Below are 22,485 nucleotides of genomic sequence, written 5' to 3' on the forward strand. Positions count from 1 at the left end.
GCATGCGCTGAATAGTGACAAAAAGATAAAATATAAAGAATACACGCCAAACAAGCAAACCATGACTCAATTTCCTATCGATAAAATACGCAACGATTTTCCGATTCTGAACGAGAAAATCCGTAATAAACCGCTGGTCTATCTTGACAATGCGGCCTCCAGCCAGAAACCGAACGTCGTGATCGATTGCATCAGTCATGTCTATCGCCATGATTACGCGAACGTTCATCGCGGCGTGCATACGCTTAGCGTGCGCTCGACCGACAAGTTCGAAGGCGCACGGGAAAAGATCAAAGATTTCATCAATGCCGAATCGGATAAGGAAATCATTTTCACGAAAGGCACGACCGAATCGATCAATCTGGTCGCGCAAAGTTACGGCAAAGACAATATCAAAGCCGGCGACGAGATTCTGATCAGCGCAATGGAGCACCATTCCAACATCGTGCCGTGGCAGATGCTGTGCGAACAGACCGGCGCGATACTGAAAGTCGCTCCGATTAATCTTCGCGGCGAACTGATCCTCGACCAATTCATCAAACTGATCGGCGATAAAACCCGCTTGGTTGCGGTCGCGCATATGTCGAATGCACTGGGTACGATCAATCCGGTCAAACAAATCATCGCGGCCGCGCATGACAAAAACATTCCGGTATTACTCGACGGTGCGCAAGCGATACCGCACATGCCAGTCGATGTGCAAGAATTGGATTGTGATTTTTATGCCTTTTCCGGCCATAAGCTATACGGTCCATCCGGCATCGGCGTGTTGTACGGCAAACAAGCCTTGCTCGAAGCGATGCCGCCGTATCAAGGCGGCGGCGATATGATTCGCAGGGTTACGTTCGAAGAAACCGAGTACAATACGCTGCCTTATAAGTTCGAGGCCGGCACACCGAGCATCGCCGACGCAATAGCCCTTGGTGCCGCAATCGATTATCTAAGCGCAATCGGTATGGATGCTATCGCCGCATATGAGGCCGAACTACTCGATTACGCGACCGAACAGGCTAAGAAGATCAAAGGCCTTCGAATCGTCGGCGAAGCAAGCGAAAAAGGCGCGATCCTGTCGTTCGTGCTCGATCATATCCATCCGCACGACATCGGCACGATGCTCGACAGTCTCGGTATTGCGGTTAGAGCAGGACACCATTGCGCGATGCCGGTCATGGACTTTTTCGAAGTGCCCGCAACCGCACGAGCGTCGTTCGCGATATATAATACGAAGCAGGAAATCGATGTATTGATGAACGGCATAGAATCTTTAATAGAGGTATTTGGTTAATGTTTGACGATTTAAGAGATCTTTACCAAGAGGTCATTTTCGACCACAACCGCAATCCGCGTAATTTCAGGATCATCGAGAATGCGGATAGGAAAGTGGACGGTTTCAATCCGCTGTGCGGCGACCGTCTGACGCTGTTTTTGAAAATGAACGGCGATGTGATCGAAGACGCGAGCTTTCAGGGTTCAGGTTGCGCAATTTCGACCGCCTCGGTTTCGTTGATGACCGAAATCGTCAAAGGCAAAACCGAAGCCGAAGCCGAAGCCCTGTTCAAAACTTTTCACGAAATGACGACTGGCAAGGACGAACAAATCAATCTCGAAGCGGTCGGCAAACTGGCCGTGTTAGCTGGCGTCAGAGAGTATCCGGCGCGCGTCAAATGCGCGACGCTGGCTTGGCATACGCTCGATGCCGCGCTCAAAAACGAAAAGCAATCGATTTCGACCGAATAAGCGCCTTTGACTGAGCCACTTTATTTGGGCAAACTTGCGGTGCTTTATGAAGGGCAGGGCGATGCCGATGATTTTAAGCGATTGGCCGAAAGGTTGGGCGTTCCGCTTAGAGTAACGTCCGAACCCAATTTCGATCAGCTTGAATCATTTTATTTGACCTGGCGCGATGGTGTGCTGAAACTGCTCGACCGTGAACTGCTGAAAAAAGGCGGTCTGGCGGTCGACATCGAACCCCGTCCCGGCGAGCAGCGTTCCTGGCCTGCTCCGAAAAACACGCCGCTGGGTCAAGCCTTGGGACGAAAAACGCAGACCGTTGTCGATGCGACGACAGGCTGGGGCCAGGATAGCCTTCATATCTTCAGGATGGGTTATAGTTTGCGCTGCATCGAACGTTCGCCGGTCATGGTTGAGCTATTGCAAGATGCTTTTCGGCGTTTGGGTGAATTGGAGTGGGTCAAAAATCTGTCGCTCGAGTTACCCGAACTGATCGCCGGCAATGCGATTGAAACTCTCGCCGGGCTCGATGAACATCCAGATTGCATCTATATCGACCCGATGTTTCCGCCGAAACGCAAAAAATCGGCGTTGGCGAAAAAATCGATGACGATTTTGCAAGAATTGCTAGGCGATGATCCGGATAAAGATGAATTATTTTCCGCAGCGATGCAGTCAGCAGCGAAGAAGGTGGTTGTCAAGAGTCCCGATTATGCCGAGCCGCTCGGCGGCAAACCGAGTCAGAGTTTTCAGGGAAAACTGTTGCGTTACGATGTATATGTCAAAAATTAAAATCTAGGAGTCATCATGTCCGATTGGATAGATGTCGTCGATCAAGATGCCTTGGCCGATGGCGAACATGTCGTTATCGATGTCGATGGCGCCGACGTCGCAATATTCAAAATAGACGGCGAATTTTTCGCGATCGAGGATGTCTGCACGCATGACGGCGCAGAAATCGCCAGCGGCGAACTCGACGGAGACGAAATCATTTGCCCGAGACACGGCGCTCGGTTTTGCGTTAAAACCGGCGCTGTCAAGTCGCCGCCTGCCTATGAAGACATCCCCTGTTTTCCGTTGCGTATCGAAAACCACCGTATTCAAGTTCGCGATGATCGTTGGGATTAACCGTTCAACTTAGAAAAAGTATTTCACCATGAAGAATAGGAAGTTAATTCAATAACTTACTACTCGTTTGTGTAGAACGTTCGCTCACCAAAAAGGTTAGTGAGAAGGTTTAGGTAATTTCTTGAAATCCTTCATGAACTTCATGTGCTTCATGGTTAAACTGCCGAATTCAGGTTCAATCGTTTTTCGTTTATGAATGAAACGCGCTAATCGTATATAATCTAATGTTTTTCCATGAGGCTGATTGAGTGCGAGTCAATGTTCGGCCAATGGTTTTTCGGTTTCTTTAGATTATAAACATTCATGCAAGAAATTAATCCTATCAAAAACAAAATCTCCGACCTCAAAAGCCGCGGCGACGCGCTTAGGAGGTATCTTTGACTTCGATATCAAAAGCGAGCGCCTGGTCGAAGTCCTGAAAGAACTCGAAGATCCCGCGATCTGGAACAATCCCGATCAAGCCCAAGCCATGGGCAAGGAAAGGGTGCAACTCGAAAAAGTCGTCGGCACGATCAACGAGTTGGATAGCGGCCTCGCTGACGCCGAAGAGTTACTAGCGATGGCAGTAGAAGAGGGAGATGAAGAAACCGTCGATACGGTTGCGAACGACCTCGATCAACTCGAAAGAAAGGTTGCCGAACTGGAGTTTCGGCGCATGTTCTCCGGTGAAATGGATCCTAATAATGCCTTTCTCGATATTCAAGCCGGTTCCGGCGGCACCGAGGCACAGGATTGGGCTTCGATGATCGAGCGCATGTATTTGCGCTGGGGCGAAGCGAAAGGTTTCAAGACCGAATTGATCGAAGAATCGCCGGGCGATGTCGCCGGCATCAAGAGCGCGACGATCAAGTTCGAAGGCGAATACGCCTTCGGCTGGCTGCGCACCGAAACCGGCGTGCATCGATTGGTTAGAAAATCTCCGTTCGATTCGGGCAACCGTCGTCATACTTCGTTCGCCTCGGTATTCGTATCGCCCGAAATCGACGACGACATCGATATTGATATCAATCCGGCCGATTTGCGTATCGACGTTTACCGGGCCAGCGGCGCAGGCGGTCAGCATGTCAACCGGACCGAGTCTGCCGTAAGGATTACTCATGGACCGAGCGGCATTGTCGTGCAATGCCAAAGCGATCGTTCGCAGCATAAGAACAAAGACACCGCAATGAAACAGCTCAAGGCCAAGTTATATGAAATGGAAATCATGAAACGCAGCGAGCAACAACAGGCGCTCGAGGATTCCAAATCCGATATCGGCTGGGGCAGTCAGATCCGGTCGTATGTCTTGGATCAATCGCGCATCAAAGATTTACGCACCAACGTCGAAACCGGCAACACACAGGCAGTACTCGACGGCGAATTGGATCAATTTATCGAAGCAAGTTTAAAAAGCGGGTTATAAACGAAAGGATTGAAACTCAATACGATATAGTCGAAATCCTAAAGAAAGTTGCTATACCCCTCGTAGATCAAAATTCGGCACCGGGGTGCCCGTCAAAGGACGCCGTGAATACGTCCCTGTAGGCTCTAGCCCAGCTCCATGCTGGCCCCTTACCTAGCGTTAGGTGAGGGGCCGAGCACCCCGGCGCCTCCTCAGGCACTGCCGAAATTTGAAGTACGAAATGTATATCAACGCGAAACCACTAATGGTACAAGTAGCACCCTATTGCCCCTGTCTTCTTAACATTTAAAATCTTAAATAACACCTTAAAATCATGTCCGAACTTTTGCAAGACGAACAAGAACAAATCAGACAACGCCGCAGCAAACTGATTGAAATACGTGAGCGCGGCATAGCATTTCCTACGGATTTTCGTCGTAATGTCGTAGTCGGCGAACTGCTGGCGGAATACGGCGAAAAAACCAAGGAAGAACTCGAGGCCGAACCGATCCGCGTCAAGGTGGCCGGACGCATGATGACTCGCCGCATCATGGGCAAGGCGAGTTTCTGTCATATTCAGGATATGTCGGGGCAAATGCAGCTTTATGTCGCGCGCGATCATCTGCCGGAAGGCTTTTATAACGAGCAGTTCAAGAAATGGGACATCGGCGACATCGTCGGTGCCGAGGGCGTGTTGTTTAAGACCAATGTCGGCGAATTGAGCATCAAAGTCGACGATATTCGTTTATTGACCAAAGCGCTTAGGCCATTGCCTGAAAAATTCCACGGCATCGCCGATCAGGAAATCAAATATCGCCAGCGTTATTTGGATTTGATCATGAGCGATCAATCGCGCAAGACTTTCCTGATCCGTTCGAAAATCGTCACATACATTCGAGACTTCTTGGTCGCGCGACAATTTCTCGAGGTCGAAACGCCAATGATGCAGGCGATTCCCGGCGGTGCGACCGCGCGTCCGTTCAAGACGCATCACAATGCCTTGGACATGGAGTTGTTTTTACGCATTGCGCCGGAATTGTATTTAAAACGACTGATCGTTGGCGGTTTCGAACGCGTTTTCGAAATCAACCGTAATTTCCGCAACGAAGGCCTGTCGACACGGCATAATCCGGAATTCACGATGCTTGAATTCTATCAAGCCTATGCCGAGTATCACGACTTGATGGATTTGACCGAAGAAATGGTGCGAGGCATTGCACTCGAAGTACTCGGCCAAACGCTGATTACTTATCAAGGCGAACACTACGACTTCGGCAAACCGTTCGATCGCATGACCGTGGTCGAATCGATTCTGCATTTCAATCCGGATTTGACGGTCGATGATCTCGCGACGCGCGAAGCGTCGGCGAAGGTGGCCGAAAATTTGAAAATTCCGGTCAAGGACGGCTACGGTCTCGGTAAGCTTCAGATCGAGATCTTCGAAAAAACGGTCGAACACCGCTTGATGAATCCGACCTTTATTACTGCGTATCCGGTCGAAGTGTCGCCATTGGCCAGACGTAACGATGATGACCCGCATGTGACCGACCGTTTCGAGTTTTTCGTCGGCGGGCGCGAAATCGCGAACGGTTTCACCGAGTTGAACGACGCCGAGGATCAGGCCGAACGTTTCCGTAAACAAGTCGAGGAAAAAGAAGCCGGCGACGACGAAGCGATGCATTACGACGCCGACTATGTCACGGCATTGGAACACGGCATGCCCCCGACGGCGGGCGAGGGCATAGGCATCGATCGTCTGGTGATGCTGTTCACCGACGCGCCTTCGATTCGAGATGTATTGTTATTCCCACATCTTCGGCCTAAGAATTAACCTAGAAAAAGCATTTCACCATGAAGATAATGAAGAATAAGAGGTTAATTCAATAACTTGCCAATATCATTACGACTTCAAAAGGATTTTATCGGGTAAAAAGGAAATGTAATAAACAAACTGCTTAAACCGAGTAGTCCATCATGAATCATCCGGCTTTACGCGAGGCGACTTACGAAGACTTGTTCGATCTGCCCGAACATATCATCGGCGAAATCATTAACGGGCAGTTAATGACTCAACCGCGCCCCGCACCAAGACATGCCTTGGCCGCTTCGGTGATCAGCGGCCAGTATATCAGTCCTTATCATCGAGGTAGAGGAGGGCCCGGCGGTTGGTGGATATTGTTCGAACCCGAATTGCATTTGGGTCGAAATATTCTGGTTCCTGATTTGGCCGGTTGGCGGCGCGAACGCATGCCGCAATTGCCCGATGAGGCTTATTTTAGTATCGCTCCCGACTGGATTTGCGAAGTGATTTCGCCCGGAACTTCGCGCATCGATCGCGCCGTTAAGATGCCGATTTATGCGGCATGCGAAGTGTCGTGGCTATGGCTGGTCGATCCGGGGCCAAAAACGCTTGAAGCCTATCGTTTGCTGGAAGAGCATTGGTTGCTTGAGCATACCTGGCAGAATGACGATATGGTTAGGGCGCCGCCTTTTGACGAAGTGGAACTGGTCTTGGCGGACTTGTGGGCTCCTTGATGGTCATTCGCGGGCTTTCGTATGAATAAAAAACTTCTTATCGGTGCAACGCTATATACCTTTTTCGTCGTCTACGGCAGCTTGGTTCCGCTCGATTACCGGCCAATGCCTTTCGACATAGCTTTGGAAAAATTCCGAAATATTCGTTATCTCAATCTAGGCATAGAATCGCGTGCGGACTGGGTAGCGAATATTCTGCTTTACATACCGTTGGCTTACTTGTGGGCGGCTGGTTTTGGCGGCCAATTTCGCGGATACACCAGGCTACTGGTTGCGGCACCGGTTTTGCTGTTTTGTTGGGCTTTGGCTGTTTCGGTCGAGTTTGCTCAGTTATTTTTCCCACCCCGTACCGTTTCGATCAACGATTTAATCGCCGAGGCAATGGGCTCGGCCATGGGCGTAGGGCTATGGTTATTTTCAGGCGATTATTTTCGACGTTTATCTCGTCATCTTTCGCTTGGTAATTTTCTATCGATCAAAGCGGCGATTATTTTCTATATCGCCTTCTATTTTGCCTTAAGTTTTTTTCCGTTCGATTTTGTTATTTCCCATCAAGAGCTTGACGCTCGGCTGACTTCCGGCAGTCACAGTCTTTTTATGTCCATCGATACCTGCCGCGCCGATGGTATTCGCTGTGTAGTCAAACTCGGGGCAGAAATAGTCGTATTGATTCCGTTAGGAGTTTTACTCTGTTTATTGCCTTATATTTCGCACCCCAAACTGGTTTGCATCTTGACCGGTTTTTTTATCGGATTGTTTGTCGAAACCGGTCAATTATTTCTGGCGTCTGGTGTGTCGCAAGGTATTTCGGTTCTGACGCGCATGACAGGCCTCGGGCTAGGCGCGGTCGTGTTTGCCTTTTTTTCTAAACATGACAAAGACTATTGGATCGCTTGGTTGAAGCCCACGATCCTAACGCTTCTACCTCTCCATGTTTTTTTGGTAGCCGCACTGAATGGCTGGACAGGCGGGAATTGGATCGGTCTTGAAAAGGCTCTTGAAAAACTCGAGACTGTTCAGTTTTTACCGTTTTACTATTTCTATTATACGACCGAGTCCTTGGCCATGGTGAGCTTGCTCAGCAACATCGGGATGTATTTTCCGATTGGCTTGGCTTTTTGGTTATGGAACTATGCAGACTCCAAACCTGAGCGTTTTCATTGGTTTTTAGTCGGATTAACTGCCGCTGTTTTTGCCACTTTGATAGAAACCGGCAAGTTGTTTTTAGCACCTAAACACCCTGACCCAACTGATGTATTAATCGCATTTGCTTCGGCGGCATTGGTCTATGAATCGCTTAATCATGCGATGCGCTGGTTTGCTAACGGAACGATCAAGCAGGGAAGGGGATTATCGATTGCCGAAGCATTCCACGATGACGAAAACTCTATTTCAGAGGATGATCCTATTCGGTCATCGACAACCGTCAAACCGGAAGAAATCGATAAACGTTGGCGCTTATTCTCGGGAATTCTTGCGCTGATTATTGGTTGGGCTTTCTTGAATTATCCGATCGGCGCACCATTTCTATCGGTATTATTAATCGCTTACGCGGCTTTATTGTTTCGTTATCCTCATGCCTGGCTATTCGTCTTACCGGCAATGCTACCGGTTTTGGATTTTGCCCCTTGGACCGGGCGGTTTTATTTTGACGAGTTCGATCTGGTCGTCATGACAACCCTTGCGGTTTATTATTGGCAAAAATCCAGTATTCGATTAACTCGACAGTTTTCCGGAACAGTTAAGCTATGTTTAGGATTGTTTGCTTTAATTTATCTAACTAGCCTATACAGAGGCTTATTTCCGTTGCAAGACATCGATATCAACGCCTTTTCCAATTACTACAGCTATTATAATAGCTTACGAGTGGGTAAGGGGGTTATTTGGGCCTTCTTTTTGTTACCGCTGTTAAAACAGACATTGCAACAATACCCAAAGGCAAAACAGTATTTCGGTTACGGAGCGTTGTTGGGATTGATCGGCGTCATTGGCGTTTCGATTTGGGAGCGCTTTTTGTTTTCCGGTTTGTTCAATTTCGAAAGCGATTATCGCATCACCGCAATGTTTTCAACCATGCATACCGGTGGCGGGCATATCGATGCTTATTTAGTCTTGGCATTACCTTTTATTGCGATGCTGTTTCTCTACACGCCCCGCAGATTGATAGGAGGAATGGCCGGCTTTGGAATTTTCGCTGCCGGCCTTTATGTCCTGATGGTGACCTTTTCCCGAGGACCTTATCTGGCTTTTGCGGTAGCATTTCTCGTTTTTTTGATCAGTCTAGTTTTTGCCGTTAACGCGAGACATTTGCGCACTAACCGAAAATCAATACCGCTGTTGAGCGTGGTATTACTCGTTCCGATAATGGCTATTCCGGTCTTTCAAGGTGGCTTTATACAAGAGCGCTTCAAGCGTATCGATCAAGACCTGGATGTTCGCCTGCAGCATTGGCAAGCTATTCTCGACATGAGAGATGACGATGCCATGACAACCTTATTTGGAATGGGCGTTGGCAGTTACCCAAGAACCTATTTTTGGTGGCATAGAGGTGTTGGCATGCCGGCCACCTATACGATACAAAGCGATGTCGGAAATCGCTATTTGCGTTTAGGATCGGGGGGGGCGCTTTATTTAGACCAACAAGTCGCGATAAAGCCCGATACTGAATATCGTTTGTCCGCGGATTTACGTTCGGAGTCGGGGCGAGGGGAGATTACCTTACCCATCTGTGAAAAATCGTTATTATATTCGTTTCGTTGCGTCTGGAGCACCCTACGAATCGATTCCGAGCCGGGCACATGGAGCCGGGCGGAAAAAATCTTAAATACAAAATATGTCGGATCCAGTTTGGGTAAAACAGCGGGGGAATTGTCGAGACGTCCGGTTAAACTGGGTATTTACAATAATAGTCAAGGCAATGTCATTGATATCGATAATATCAGCTTGATTGATTCTAATAATAAAAATCTGCTTAGCAATGGCGACTTTTCCGAAGGTACGGATTATTGGTTTTTTACGATCGATAATCACCAAGCTCTCAATGTCGACAATTTTTGGGTACATTTATTATTCGATCTAGGCTGGTTTGGTACCACTGCATTTATAATCTTGCTGATTTATGCTTGTTATAGACAGCTTAAAGCGCTTAGCAAAGGTGACTATTATGCGGCGATTTTACTCTCATCGATTTCGGGATTTGTTATTGTCGGTACGGTTGGTAGCCCATTCGAAGCGCCTCGACTCAGTTTATTGTTTTTCCTGATCGTGTTTTTTGCATTGAGCGAAAACAAAAAATTACCATTACGCAAGCGAACCCCGCAATTCGTTAAGTCGTCATTAAGTTAATCCTTGGAAAATGTAACCCGGTCTTAGCTTAACGGCTATGACTACGGCTACGGATACTTTAACCGTTATACGCGTTACTTTTTTTCAGGAGATTCAACAATGATGAAATTGATCGCAATAATCATCACGGGTTTGGTTTTTTCAACATCGGCCTTGGCTTCAGGCGGTCATCACCATCCAGGCCGAGGTAAAGGATATAGCAAACATTATTACCATCCGAAGCATAGAGCTAAACGATACCGGCCTGTCGAACGCGTGTATTATCGCGAAGAGGTCCATTACTATCCGCAAAGAGTCACGTTTTACGAGACAGTGCCTCGTTACATACCGGCCCCCGCCACCTATGTGCCGGCTCCACGCTATAGCCGCTATGACCAAAGGTCCACGCAAGGACTGGTAGGCGGCGCCGTGGGTAGCATGTTAGGTTATGAAGTTGGAAGAGGCGATCCGATTGCATCAGGCATCGGCGCTGCGGCCGGCTCATTGCTTGGCAACGAATTGGGACGTAGATAACGATAAATCTATTCGGCGGATTCGTACAACATGAGATGCAGGCCCCATAAATCGGTGAGTCACAATGGTTGTTAGTTTCCGTTGGGCTTTCGGCGGGTCATAATAAGAAATTAAACCACCAAGGGAACATTTGGATTCTTAGTGGTTTAATTTCGCCATCAATCGCTGTAAAACACCAGCCCAATTTCGCGTGATATACTCATCGTAGATCAAAATTCGGCACCGGGGGCGCGGAAGACTTTTGAGGTGCTAACGGAATAAAGCAGGACTATAAAATACAAAGCAATAAATGATTTTAATGGCGCATAATGTATATTATGTTAAATAGTGGCATAGTAGCTTTGTCGTTTGTAATAATCTTTATCAATTAACCCCCTCATCATTTGATATTCACAGAATAGTAACTAAACTTTGATTTCTTTTTACAGCTCACTTTAAGACCTAAGGCGCTTCCCATTTGAAGTCAAACGAATCGAATAAAAATCTACGACGAAAGCAATTTGGATTTTTAGTGTTGCTCTTTGTTTTGATGTCGCAGGTTTTATCCGCTCCAACGCCAAGCATTTATCCTGTTGTCAACAGCGCATTAACGCAAAACTCTGTTAGCCGAAACGGGTTGAGCGCTATATTTAGAATGCGGCTTCGTCAATGGCAAGACGGGTCACCCATCACTGTTTTTGTATTGCGTGACAACAATCCTCTTCATCAGCAATTTTGCAAACAAGTGTTAAATGTGTTTCCACATCAGATGCGTCGAAGCTGGAACAAGCTGGTATTTAGCGGGACCGGCCAGGCCCCCGTTACCGTTGCCAGCAAGGAAGAAATGGTTGATAAAATCGCATCTACACCTGGCGCAATCGGATATTTAAGCGATGAAGACATCACTGAAGATATCAAAATCCTGATCATTAAATAAGGCCTTTTCCAGTCATGCGTCATACGTCGACTTTAAACCGTTTTTTTAAATTGCATAGCTACGGTATCGTATTAGTTTTATGCTGCTTGTTTACAAACGCCCAAGCCTTCGAAAACGACTGGTTACCTCAAAACCTTCAAATTCACGGTTTTTTATCTCAAGGATTTATTCATACTTCCGATAATAACTTTTTTGGTAAAACTGACGACTCGATATCAAGCGACTTTAGAGAGCTCGGCATCAATGCCTCTTATAGGATTTTGCCGGAATTGCAAATTGCCATGCAGGTGGTATGGCGCGATGCGGGTAAAACCGACGATAGCAACGTCCGAATCGATTACGGTGTAGCCAGCTATAATTTATATTCGTCGGAACATTCATTGTTAACACTCAGGGGTGGCAGAGTCCCTACTCCGTTAGGCTTATACAACGATACGCGGGACGTTGCCTCGACTCGCCCCAGCATCTTATTACCGCAATCGATTTATTTCGATGTCAATAGAAATTTGGCCTTATCAGCCGATGGCGGCTATATCTACGGAGAACATAGAACCGACTATGGCGATTTTTCGTTGAATTTCGGTGTAGTTATACCCCGATTGGACGATCCTGATTTCAAGAATGTTATTGTAGGCTCCGATCCTGGGAAAATGGAAGGCGATGTTTCCTGGGTATTGCGTACCGGTTATGAATGGGAAAACGGCTTAGTCAAATTGGCCGTTACCTATGCCGACTTCAATGGCGATTATAAGCCGTCCTCCGGTGCTCTTTTACAGCCTGGTTCCTGGCGATTCAATCCATTGATTTTATCCGCTCAATACAATACCGAAAAATGGTCGCTTACCGGGGAATACGCCTTACGCCGAGCTCAATTGAGGAATTTCGGGGCTATTCCGGACACTGAATTTACCGGCCAAAGTTTTTATATACAAGGCACCTATAGACTAACTTCTTCTCTAGAAGCTTTAGTGCGTTATGACGAATTAATTTGGGATATGGATGATAGAAAAGGTTTGAAACTCGCGCAAGCCGCACCCGGAATTACCAATCATTCCAGGTTTGCTCAGGATTGGACTTTTGGTTTACGTTATGAAATATTGCCGGCATTGAATTTCAGTGCCGAATACCACCGAATCAATGGAACCGGCTGGCTATCCAACTTGGAAAACCCCCAAGGAACAACGCAGCATTGGGATATGTATACCATTATGATGTCTTACGATTTCTAATAGCCTACATCGTCATTCTTATGAAATTCAAGAAATGGCATCGGCTTGCCTATTCCATAACCTTGCGCATAATCGACACCAAGTGCTCCCAGTTTTTCGAAAATAGCGTCATTTTCAACGAATTCGGCAATCGTTTTTAAGCCCATTCCCTGTCCTACACTGTTAATGGCGTTGACAAATAATTGGTCATCTAGGCTTGAATTAATATTTTTTACAAATGACCCGTCTATTTTTAAATATTCAACCGGCAGTTGTCTTAGATAGCTCATCGATGAAAAGCCCACACCGAAATCGTCCAAAGCAAAACTTCCGCCTATGCTGTTTATATTATTTATAAATTCATGGGCGGACTGTAGGTTGGTTACGGCTTGCGTTTCGGTGACTTCAAAAATAAATTTATGTGCATCGAGCCCATATGAACGCAACAGCTTATCGATTTTTGAAAAAGCATCGACATTTGAAAGCGTCTCCCCGGATAAATTAATTGACAGCCTAATATCGATTCCTTGTTCTATCAATTCAACCTGTTTTACGAAAGCGAGTTCGACAACGCACATATCGAGTTGAAAAATTAACCCCGTTTGTTCGGCGACTTCGATAAACATACCTGGCGGAATGATTTCGCCGTTGCTTCCAATCATTCTCAACAGACACTCGTAATGAGATATAGTCTTATCACGAATATGCATGATCGGTTGGTAAAACAGCTTAAATTGTCGATCGTTAAGTGCCTGTTCAATTTTAGCTTTCCAATTGACCTTCGTCTTGATTTCGCTCCGATGAATATCCTCGCTATTTGCGAGTCGCCACCCTCCCCGGCCGGATTCTTTGGCTTTATACATCGCAACATCGGCAGTGGCCAAAAGGTCTTGAGCGGAGCAATTAGGCTCTGGAAATATTAACAATCCTGCACTAACCGAGACCCGGTGTTGTTGATTGTTGTCCGTTATCGATACCGAGGTCATTCCTGTACAAATTTTTTGCACTAAATCCTCGGCTGCTTGTTGACTGATTTCAGGAGCCATTACGATAAATTCATCGCCACCAAAGCGAGCGATAACATCGGTATCGCGAGTGAAGCTGCGTAGTTTTTCGGCCACTTTAACTAATAGTTCGTCACCGACTTGATGGCCGCTGCTATCGTTAACGTATTTAAATTGATCGACATCGAAAAAAATCAAAGCCGAACTATGATGATAGCGAATCGCCATATTGATAGCATGCTCGAATTCTTTTTCGAATTTTCGGCGGTTATATAGACCTGTCAACGGGTCGTGTTCGGCTAACCAAGTCAATTGTTTTTCGGATTTGCGTCTATCGGTTAAATCCAACCCGACAATGAGAACTTCAGGATCGGCATCGATACCTAGCTCTTTGAGCACTAATGGCGATAAAAACCATGAGATATAGAGTTGAGCACCGTCGGCGGAATAAATCGGACATTCGTATTGAAAGGTATTGTTATGCTTATCCGGTAGTTGTGTTATTGAACTTTCAATCATTCCTCTATGTTCTTCAGTAGGAATAAATTCGACAAAATCTGTATTTAATAACTCGGCTTCCGTATATTGAAGCAAATGTTGCGCATACAGATTGACCGATTTAATACGCCCCACGCTATCGACCGTCATAATAATGACTTGAGCCGAATTAAGAATATTGTCAATAAAATTCTTTTCAATTTGCAGCTCCAAAGCCTGCTCGGAAAGGCGTTGGGTGCGTAAATTAACTTCATCGTCCAATTGCTTAAGGGTTGAAATCAGTTGATGCGAGGCGGATTCCAAAACATCGATTTCATCTTTAAAGAAACTGTGTTTTTTCGAATGAAGTAATAATTTAGCCACTAAGTCGTATTGTTTTTTTGCGATCAACGGCAATAATACAATTAGTCTTTTTAATTTTTGTGTCGGTCCAATCAATAATAGTAACAATACTCCACCGGACAACAATAAACTAAGCAATCCATTAATGGCATAGAGAGCAGTCGCTTTTTTGATTTCGTCCAAGCCCCGACTAATGTCTTCAATAATCAAAAGTACTGTATTGTTGTTTCCGTTAAACGGAAAAGGAATGATCTCATAAGTCCTTTTCTCAAACTTAAATATTTTCGGATGATCGGGTATTCCATCAGGATATTGCCGACTAAAAGCATTAAGTAATCCGATATTCCGCTCTGAATCCGTTAAAGCCACTATATTTGCTTGCCATGGCTGAATAGATAGTAATTCTTTTTTTGGATTTGTAAATTCATGCGGTAACGTTAAGATACTAATCCCGGAGCCGGTCAAGTCTCTCATCTTTAAAACTGTATCGGCAAGATCGATACCAAAAATGAATACGCCAATAAAACTTCCATGATGTAAAAACGGCGTAGCATGAAAATGAACGCAGCGCTCCTCGCACAAAATATTGTCGAACGGTGATTCGTGGGTAATCACATAATCCAACCATTCTGAAAACTGCCCTTGATATGGCGTGTTTCCCCAAGAACCAATCAACTTTTCATCCGAGCTAAACAGAAATGCCGATTCGATATCCGATTCGACTTCAATTTTAAACCAATTATTATCGATAAAATGGTTAATGACCTCCAATGCGTTTTGGGGGGCTGTTTTGTCATCGATAAATGCCGGAATCAACCACCCGATATCGACCCTGTCGTTTTTGATGCCTTCCAAAATACCTTGAAAAGCTTGTCGATAAAAGCGATGGACACGAGACCTTTCTTGCTGGTAATTCTGATTCAATGAAAACTGTCCGAACAAAACAATCGCGCCGGAGGCTAATGCTGTTGCAAAGCCGACAGCGAGTATTGTTTTCCAAACCAGACTTAAAGACGGCTGTTTATTTTTTTTAACAGTTCGCATGTAGTAAATGAAAGTGCGTCGAACTTAAGATTGAGTTAGTTCTGATCTGATGGTATCGAAAAGGGTTCTATATTCCGGCGATAAATTTTGATACGACTGTTCAGGAAAAATACAAAATGGCGCACGTAAACCAAAATATTCAATTGTTTGACCAATTTGTGTCAATTCGATCCCAAATCGGACTAACAATTTGGCTAAGCGAGGCTCCATTAACGCTACCCCATATTCGAGTTTTTGCTCCAACATCAATTCGATTGCTGCAAATGCTAAACACATCGGCATATAGTTAATAGGATATCTTTTATTTTCCACATCACCTCGATTATCGATTTGATCGGCAGAGTAATTGATATCGGCCGGTCTTCGCCTAAATGATGGCAGAATAGCCATTCTTGAAATCTCCCCTGTTCTTCCGGATCTAAGTGTTGCCAACCCTAGCTTGGATAAGTCGAACGGATGTTTGTAATGTTTCTCAACAGGTAATTTCATATCAGATGATTCATTGGCAATAATGAGCCTTACATTTCCAATTGGAAGATGATTTTTTTTCAATATGAGAAGACTATGTATCGCATCATCGTCCCATTCATCAAACTCCTGTTCATTGTAAACTGAATCGGCCGATATCATTTTTTGGTCTTCATAATACACACGATACCTAAGGTTATAAGCTTGCTTTTTTAAATCCGGCGACAAAGCTTTTTGGGTACAAAAATATTTCGAATAATGATCTATCAAGCTCAAGTTGGAATTCATAAAATGACTCCCTGTCTAAATTGGTGTTTTTGACTAGACTTTAAGGCTCTTCCGGATTTCCCGTGGTAATTTGAAAAATTAGCGGCAAAGAAAATTCTTAATGAATAAGTTACATTCAATATCAGTTGCTTAAAGAAAATCTTCGTTTCTTATTCGGTATCGATGCGCTATTACCACGGCAAGTACGGAAGAGCCGACTTTAAAGCATAGTTGAAAGCCATTATTTATCCAGGAGTCTAATAAACCAATGAACAATTTTCATGGAGTAGTGAACAGTTTGTATCTACAAAAAGCCGCAGAAATCTTCTTGCCTATCAAACAACTCACCTATGAGCGTATGCATATTATTCCTGGAGCTACTCTACTCGATGTAGGGTGTGGCCCTGGAATCGACGTTAATGCGCTATCGAAACTGACAGGGGGGGCTGGAGAGGTCATTGGGATTGATCATGATCACGCTATGTTGAAAAATGCGGCGCAATTTTGTGAAAGCAATCTGAGGAATAATAAATTTGAATTTATACACGGGACTGCAAACGAACTCCCCTTCAAAAATCATTATTTTGACGCATGCCGCAGTGAAAGGCTTTTTATGCATCTCAAATATCCCGAGCGGGCTTTATTCGAAATGCATAGAGTAACTAAACAAGGAGGTATCGTGGTGGTTGCCGATACCGATTGGAGCAGTTTATCCATCGATACCGAACATCCGGAAACCGAACAAATTCTTTCGAATTATCGAATAACCCAGGTGCTGAATAATGGATATTCCGGCCGAAATTTATATCGCTTATTCAGGCAGACCGGCTTTTCTAACATAGCTGTAGAGGTTATGCCAATTTGTCTAACCGATTATAATTTGTTTAATTTTCTTTCTATGCAACAGAGTGTGGAAGATCAAGCTTTGGCTAGTCAAAGTATCCAAGAGTCAACGTTGAAACATTGGCGCGAAAACCTAAAACAGTTTGCTGATAACAACTGCTTTTATTGTTGCGTTAATATTGTAGTAGTTTCAGGCGAAAAGTCCTGTTAAAGAAATGAAGTATCATTATATTCCCTTTATATACCCATCGCAGATCAAAATTCGGCACCGGGTGCCTGTCAAAGGACGCCGTGAAGACGTTTATGTAGGCTCTATGCCGGCAAAGCCTTTGCCGAACACCCCGGCGCCACCTCAGGCACTGCCGAAATTTGAAGTGCGAGAAGTGCGAAAGGTATAGCTTTATGAAGGTATGGGGTGTGGCTTGGGTTTACCCTGCACCTAAATTCCATAGTCCATTGGCTACTGGGATAATTCATCCAGCTCCTAAATAAGCCATGTTTTGAATCATTGCCAAAGACCTATGGAATTTAGGTGCTGGACTTAGGGTGTTGGGTTAACGGTGTTCATCGATAGACTCATCCCATACCTTTTATTCTTAAACGCTTTTTCAATCAAAAGGGAGCAAATTGAAAAGCCGCTTGAAATTCTCGTTGCTTTGATGAGCAATCGTTTCAAATGTTGTGTTTCTCAATTTTGCTATAAATTCGGCCACATGACGAACATAAATCGGATAATTAGGCCGCCCACGAAAAGGAACCGGAGCTAGGTAGGGCGAGTCGGTTTCAATCAAATATCTATCCGCCGGAATTTTTTTCGCCACTTCTTGTATTGCTTTAGCATTATTGAACGTTACAATTCCTGAAAAGGAAATATAAAAATTCAACTCGAGCGCACGAAGTGCAAATTGCCAGTCTTCGGTAAAACAATGGATGATACCGCCGACCGAATCGGCACCTTCTTCTTTCAAAATACCTAAAGTGTCTTCTCGGGCTTCTCGCGTATGGACGATTAAAGGTTTGTTTAAACTCTTCGCCGCCGCGATATGACGTCTAAACCGCTGGTGTTGCCAAGATAAGTCCCCTTCACTTCTAAAATAATCCAATCCGGTTTCACCGATGCCGATGACTTTTTCGGCTTGGCCAAGTGTGATTAATTCATCAGTTGTCGGTTCCTTTCCGTCATGCGCATTGGGATGCACGCCGACCGTCAAGGAGATCTGAGGATAAGGAGCGACCAATTCGCACATCGACGGGTAAGCTTCAAGATCGATGCTGATGCACAGCATGTGCTCGATTTGTTGTTTCGATGCTTCTTGCATGAAGCAAGAAAAATCATCTTGATAAGGAGAAAGATCGATACGATCTAAATGGCAGTGAGAGTCGATTAGCATGGGATAAAACAGATGTTAGGATTGAGTCTAATTGGAGAAATTGGAGCGTAGAAGCCGACAAAACCAAACCGTTACATTGTATGGGTGGCTCGATCCGATTCCAGTGCACCGGCTAAATAGGTTTCTATTTTATTACGTGCCATGCCGCCATCCTGGTCGCTGAATTGAACGCCGATACCGGTAGTACGATACCCTTCCGAACCGGCCGGTGTTTTCCAAATAATTTTACCGGCAATCGGCAAGCGTTCTGTTTCTTCCATTAAATTCAATAGCATAAAAACTTCCTGCCCCATTTCGTATTCGCGATTTGTCGGAATAAACAATCCGCCATTGGTAATGAAAGGCATGTAGGCGGCATATAATGCGTTTTTATCTTTAATCGACAAGGATAATATTCCTTGTCTGGGCGATGATGATTCAGACATGCTTTTTCCTATTTTTCGTTAAGCCGCGCCCACTCGATTAGTAGCTCTTCGAATAGCAATTGTTTATTGAGCTGGGTATCGATGCGGTTTCGACTGGTAAGCATAAGATCGTAGACGCTATACAAACGTGATAATTCTAATGTTTGCGCGGATTTGTACAAGTCTTCGAATAAATCACGATTAATCAGTTTTTCGGTAGGTAATTGAAAGCAACATTTAATTAAATCCGTAACCCACCCCGTTATCCAAGTCAACAATAGGCCGGGATCCAGTTTAACCCATTGTTCCGAGACAATATACGGATGAGTGCGCAAAGCGGCGATGTCGAGCCATTGATCGAAACATTTTCGACGTAATTCAAGGGTATTGTTCCTCGCATAATCCAAGGCCAACAAAGGCGAGCCTTTCGATACGCTTAGCAATAAGTCGCTATCTTTTTTTATTCCTTGGTCGAACAACCACTGTTTAACGCGTTCCGGATCGGGTCTCGAAAAATAAACTTTTTGACATCGACTCATCAAAGTGGCCGGGAGTCGGCTTGGTTTATCCGTGATGAGCAACAGAACGGTTCGTTCGCTCGGTTCTTCAAGAAATTTCAAAAAAGCATTAACCGCTGAGATATTTAATTGATCGGCCGGTTCAACTATGACGACACGATTTGCTTCATATTGCGGTTTTAATGATAACACCGACAGGATGTGTCTGATCTGATCGACCTTGATAGCTTTACCGGGCTCCTCCGGATTCAATCTGATATAGTCAGGGTGCGTTTGTGCGTTAACTAACTGACAGCTATGACATTGCCCGCAAGGCAGTCCGTTAGTATCTGTTTCAGAGCAAAGCAAGGAATGTGCGAAACGCTCCGCCAACCGGCTTTTGCCTCTGTCTTTATTTCCGGCAAACAATAGGGCTTGAGGTATGCGTTGACCGGTAATGTAGCGGACAAGATGCTGCCAGTCCGCTTCCTGCCAAGGCAATAGATCAGGAGTGATGGTCATTAAAAACAAACGGGTGTAAAAAACGTGTTATTTCGCTTTGTACATCGATAAGTGCTTGGTCGGATTTAATAACTTTAATACGTTCCGGTTCCAATTTAGCCTGCAATAAATAAGCACGCCTCACTTGTTCGAAAAAAACCAAGGTCTCGGATTCGATGCGATCCAGCGAACTGCGATGACGAGCGCGCTTGAGCCCTATTTCGACCGGTGCATCGAATAAAAAGGTTAAATCGGGGCGTAGATTACCTTGAACGAAATTTTCCAGCCACTGAATCGCTTGAGCGCTCATATTGCGCCCTCCGCCCTGATAGGCGTAGGTCGCATCGGTAAAGCGGTCGCATATTACCCAGGATCCGGCATGTAAGGCCGGCTCGATCACCTGTTTGAGATGTTGAGCGCGGGCTGCGAACATCAATAACAATTCCGCTTGATCGGTGATGACTTCGTCGGATGACTCTAATAGTAAGATTCGAATATGTTCAGCGAGCGGAGTGCCTCCGGGCTCTCGAGTGAGAGTCACAGGAATTCCGTGCAAGCTTAGATAATCCTTTAAAAAACTCATATTGGTGGTTTTGCCGACCCCTTCCCCACCTTCAAGCGTTATGAATTTTCCTTTAATCATCATTGTTTTAATTGATAAGTGGTTACAGCCTTGTTGTGTTCGGCAAGATTGGCGGAAAAAGCATGCGTGCCATCTCCCTTAGAAACAAAATAAAGACTCTCTCCCTCCTCAGGATGAAGAACCGCATGTATCGAGGCTTGTCCGGGCATCGCGATCGGCGTCGGCGGTAATCCGCTAATCACATAGGTATTGTAGGGAGTATGCGTCAACAGGTCTTTCTTGCGAATATTGCCTTGATAATCCTCGCCCATACCGTAAATAACGGTTGGATCGGTTTGCAGTAACATGCCTTTTTCAAGCCTGCGAATAAACACGCCGGCAATGATCGGACGTTCCTCGGGAACGCTCGTTTCTTTTTCGACAATCGACGCCAGTATCAATGCTTGATAAGGAGACTCAAACGGAAGATTATCCTGCTTTTGCTGCCACTCCTGATCCAGGATACTCAGCATGCGATCGTGAGCCCTTTTTAATAAGGCAAGGTCGGTTGTGTTTTTGTCAAAGAAATAAGTATCGGGAAAAAAAAGGCCTTCGGGATGACCGTAATCGGAATTCAAATAACTGAGTAAGGATTCGCTATCCGATTTAGCCAGTGTTTTTTGAATATTAGGATGGTTATTGATCTGCTCAAGAAACTGATTGAAATTCCACCCTTCCGGAAAAGTAATGGCATATTGTCTGCTTTTTCCGGATGCGAATAACGAAAGAATATCAAAAGCGGTAGCGCCTTGAGCGATTTCATAGTCTCCGGCTTTCAAACGGCCGGCGGATTGTGTTTGCAGGGCTAATAATTTTAGCCATAGCGGTTTAACCGCTAATTCTTGTTCCTGAAGTTTTTCAGTAATGCGACCGAACGAATCGCCTTTGTTGATTTCAATATAAACCGGCTTGTCGGCTAAAGGAGTAGCTACAAAGTGCTGGTAATCTATCCATAGCCAGCCGAGTAAAAAGCTGGTTAATACAATCGAAATACCCATGAATTTATTTAGCATGCCTGAAGCCATTCTATTTTGTACTGTTCGAGCCAGTCCGTTATTTCGCGGGTTACAGGGCCAACAGCAAATGGCTTGCCATCAACTTGGGTGACCGGCCATAGACCGATGACCGAATTACAAACAAATATTTCATCCGCGTTTAATAATTCGTCGAGACCGAAATAACGTTTCGACAAAGTTAACGCATTTGATTCGGCAAGTTCCAAGATAATTTCGCGCATAATCCCGGCTACGCCTGAGTGAAGAATCTCGGAGGTATAGAGTTGTCGGTTAATGACATAAAACAAATTAGTCATTGTTCCTTCTATAACGTTCCCATCGGCATCGAGCATCAAACCTTCTTGAATGCCGGGATCGTTCCATTCGGCACGAGCTAAAATCTGTTCGAGGCGATTGAGATGTTTAATGCCGGCAAGCGCCGGATTTAGCCCTAAACGGGTAGAACAAACCCTGGCAGTAATGCCATTGCGGGTATAATTTTCAGAATAATCAGGAAATGGATAAACGCTAATAACACGAGTCGGTTTGATGCTGTCCGGTTGCCGATAACCTCGACCGCCCGTTCCGCGCGTCAGGATAATTTTTAACACGCCTCGATCGACGTCTTTAGCCGCATTCTCGGCTTCCGCGACTAAATTGCCGGTATCTTCTAAAGGGATCTGTAGACGCCGGCAACCTTCTTTTAGGCGGCGGATATGTCTGTCGAAAAAAACCAGTCGGCCTTTATTGATTTCAATCGTTTCAAATAAACCGTCGCCATATTGAAATCCGCGATCCGAAACATCGATGGTGCAACCCATCGCACCATTGATTAAAAACACCGGAAACTCA

The 22,485-nt window shown here is 45.3% G+C and carries 20 protein-coding genes; 12 read left to right on the forward strand and 8 right to left on the reverse strand.

The window, feature by feature from the left end; all coding sequences use genetic code 11:
• Positions 1 to 61: 61 nt before the first annotated feature.
• The 11 genes from MEALZ_RS09850 (at position 62) to MEALZ_RS09900 (ending at position 12,778) form a co-directional block, all read left to right on the forward strand.
• Entirely contained in the window at positions 62 to 1,285 is a 1,224-nt protein-coding gene (locus MEALZ_RS09850) for a cysteine desulfurase (RefSeq protein WP_046061498.1), read from the forward strand.
• Positions 1,285 to 1,737, forward strand: coding sequence for a Fe-S cluster assembly sulfur transfer protein SufU (sufU, locus tag MEALZ_RS09855; RefSeq protein ID WP_014148483.1), 453 nt, complete (start codon positions 1,285 to 1,287; stop codon positions 1,735 to 1,737). The genes MEALZ_RS09850 and sufU overlap by 1 nt, the downstream gene beginning before the upstream one ends.
• Positions 1,738 to 1,743: 6 nt before the next feature.
• Positions 1,744 to 2,523: a class I SAM-dependent methyltransferase gene (locus MEALZ_RS09860; protein WP_014148484.1), complete on the forward strand. Its 780-nt coding sequence runs from the start codon at positions 1,744 to 1,746 to the stop codon at positions 2,521 to 2,523.
• A gap of 15 nt (positions 2,524 to 2,538) precedes the next feature.
• The gene (locus tag MEALZ_RS09865; protein ID WP_014148485.1) at positions 2,539 to 2,859 is read left to right on the forward strand and encodes a non-heme iron oxygenase ferredoxin subunit; all 321 of its coding nucleotides are present in this window, start codon (positions 2,539 to 2,541) and stop codon (positions 2,857 to 2,859) included.
• Positions 2,860 to 3,162: 303 nt separating this feature from the next.
• A protein-coding gene (gene prfB, locus MEALZ_RS21840) for a peptide chain release factor 2 (RefSeq protein ID WP_162472936.1) occupies positions 3,163 to 4,261 on the forward strand; the annotation gives its coding sequence in 2 pieces (ribosomal slippage) (positions 3,163 to 3,237 and positions 3,239 to 4,261; 1,098 coding nt in all).
• Between the two features lie 313 nt (positions 4,262 to 4,574).
• Complete coding sequence (gene lysS, locus MEALZ_RS09875; RefSeq protein WP_014148488.1) at positions 4,575 to 6,071, forward strand: lysine--tRNA ligase; 1,497 nt, start codon at positions 4,575 to 4,577, stop codon at positions 6,069 to 6,071.
• A gap of 143 nt (positions 6,072 to 6,214) precedes the next feature.
• On the forward strand, positions 6,215 to 6,775 hold the full coding sequence (locus MEALZ_RS09880) for a Uma2 family endonuclease (protein ID WP_014148489.1): 561 nt from the start codon (positions 6,215 to 6,217) through the stop codon (positions 6,773 to 6,775).
• A 21-nt stretch (positions 6,776 to 6,796) separates the two neighbouring features.
• Positions 6,797 to 10,120 (forward strand): VanZ family protein, encoded by a 3,324-nt coding sequence (locus tag MEALZ_RS09885; RefSeq protein WP_014148490.1) that lies wholly within the window; start codon positions 6,797 to 6,799, stop codon positions 10,118 to 10,120.
• Positions 10,121 to 10,219: 99 nt separating this feature from the next.
• Positions 10,220 to 10,633, forward strand: a complete 414-nt coding sequence (locus MEALZ_RS09890) for a hypothetical protein (RefSeq protein WP_014148491.1) — start codon at positions 10,220 to 10,222, stop codon at positions 10,631 to 10,633.
• Positions 10,634 to 11,090: 457 nt separating this feature from the next.
• Complete coding sequence (locus MEALZ_RS09895; protein WP_223842362.1) at positions 11,091 to 11,549, forward strand: substrate-binding domain-containing protein; 459 nt, start codon at positions 11,091 to 11,093, stop codon at positions 11,547 to 11,549.
• A gap of 14 nt (positions 11,550 to 11,563) precedes the next feature.
• Positions 11,564 to 12,778 (forward strand): porin family protein, encoded by a 1,215-nt coding sequence (locus MEALZ_RS09900; protein ID WP_014148492.1) that lies wholly within the window; start codon positions 11,564 to 11,566, stop codon positions 12,776 to 12,778.
• On the opposite strand, the gene MEALZ_RS09905 is transcribed toward MEALZ_RS09900, so the two are convergent.
• Together MEALZ_RS09905 and MEALZ_RS09910 are read right to left on the reverse strand one after the other, a co-directional pair.
• Positions 12,775 to 15,645: a bifunctional diguanylate cyclase/phosphodiesterase gene (locus MEALZ_RS09905; protein WP_014148493.1), complete on the reverse strand. Its 2,871-nt coding sequence runs from the start codon at positions 15,643 to 15,645 to the stop codon at positions 12,775 to 12,777. The two genes, MEALZ_RS09900 and MEALZ_RS09905, sit on opposite strands and share 4 nt — an antisense overlap.
• Before the next feature lie 24 nt (positions 15,646 to 15,669).
• Complete coding sequence (locus MEALZ_RS09910) at positions 15,670 to 16,401, reverse strand: PEP-CTERM/exosortase system-associated acyltransferase (RefSeq protein WP_014148494.1); 732 nt, start codon at positions 16,399 to 16,401, stop codon at positions 15,670 to 15,672.
• 247 nt (positions 16,402 to 16,648) lie between these two features.
• Here MEALZ_RS09910 and MEALZ_RS09915 point away from each other — a divergent pair, with 247 nt between their 5' ends.
• Positions 16,649 to 17,434, forward strand: a complete 786-nt coding sequence (locus MEALZ_RS09915) for a methyltransferase domain-containing protein (protein WP_014148495.1) — start codon at positions 16,649 to 16,651, stop codon at positions 17,432 to 17,434.
• 397 nt (positions 17,435 to 17,831) lie between these two features.
• On the opposite strand, the gene MEALZ_RS09920 is transcribed toward MEALZ_RS09915, so the two are convergent.
• From MEALZ_RS09920 to pabC, 6 genes are all read right to left on the reverse strand, one after another.
• Positions 17,832 to 18,614: a TatD family hydrolase gene (locus tag MEALZ_RS09920; RefSeq protein WP_014148497.1), complete on the reverse strand. Its 783-nt coding sequence runs from the start codon at positions 18,612 to 18,614 to the stop codon at positions 17,832 to 17,834.
• Positions 18,615 to 18,685: 71 nt separating this feature from the next.
• Entirely contained in the window at positions 18,686 to 19,039 is a 354-nt protein-coding gene (locus tag MEALZ_RS09925) for a PilZ domain-containing protein (RefSeq protein ID WP_014148498.1), read from the reverse strand.
• Between the two features lie 8 nt (positions 19,040 to 19,047).
• On the reverse strand, positions 19,048 to 20,037 hold the full coding sequence (locus MEALZ_RS09930; RefSeq protein WP_014148499.1) for a DNA polymerase III subunit delta': 990 nt from the start codon (positions 20,035 to 20,037) through the stop codon (positions 19,048 to 19,050).
• Complete coding sequence (gene tmk, locus MEALZ_RS09935; protein WP_046061502.1) at positions 20,021 to 20,659, reverse strand: dTMP kinase; 639 nt, start codon at positions 20,657 to 20,659, stop codon at positions 20,021 to 20,023. Before tmk ends, MEALZ_RS09930 begins: the two co-directional genes overlap by 17 nt.
• Positions 20,659 to 21,651: an endolytic transglycosylase MltG gene (mltG, locus tag MEALZ_RS09940; RefSeq protein WP_014148501.1), complete on the reverse strand. Its 993-nt coding sequence runs from the start codon at positions 21,649 to 21,651 to the stop codon at positions 20,659 to 20,661. Before mltG ends, tmk begins: the two co-directional genes overlap by 1 nt.
• The gene (gene pabC, locus MEALZ_RS09945; protein WP_014148502.1) at positions 21,645 to 22,475 is read right to left on the reverse strand and encodes an aminodeoxychorismate lyase; all 831 of its coding nucleotides are present in this window, start codon (positions 22,473 to 22,475) and stop codon (positions 21,645 to 21,647) included. The genes mltG and pabC overlap by 7 nt, the downstream gene beginning before the upstream one ends.
• Between the last annotated feature and the right edge of the window lie 10 nt (positions 22,476 to 22,485).

The organism is Methylotuvimicrobium alcaliphilum 20Z (assembly GCF_000968535.2).
Classification (GTDB): domain Bacteria; phylum Pseudomonadota; class Gammaproteobacteria; order Methylococcales; family Methylomonadaceae; genus Methylotuvimicrobium; species Methylotuvimicrobium alcaliphilum.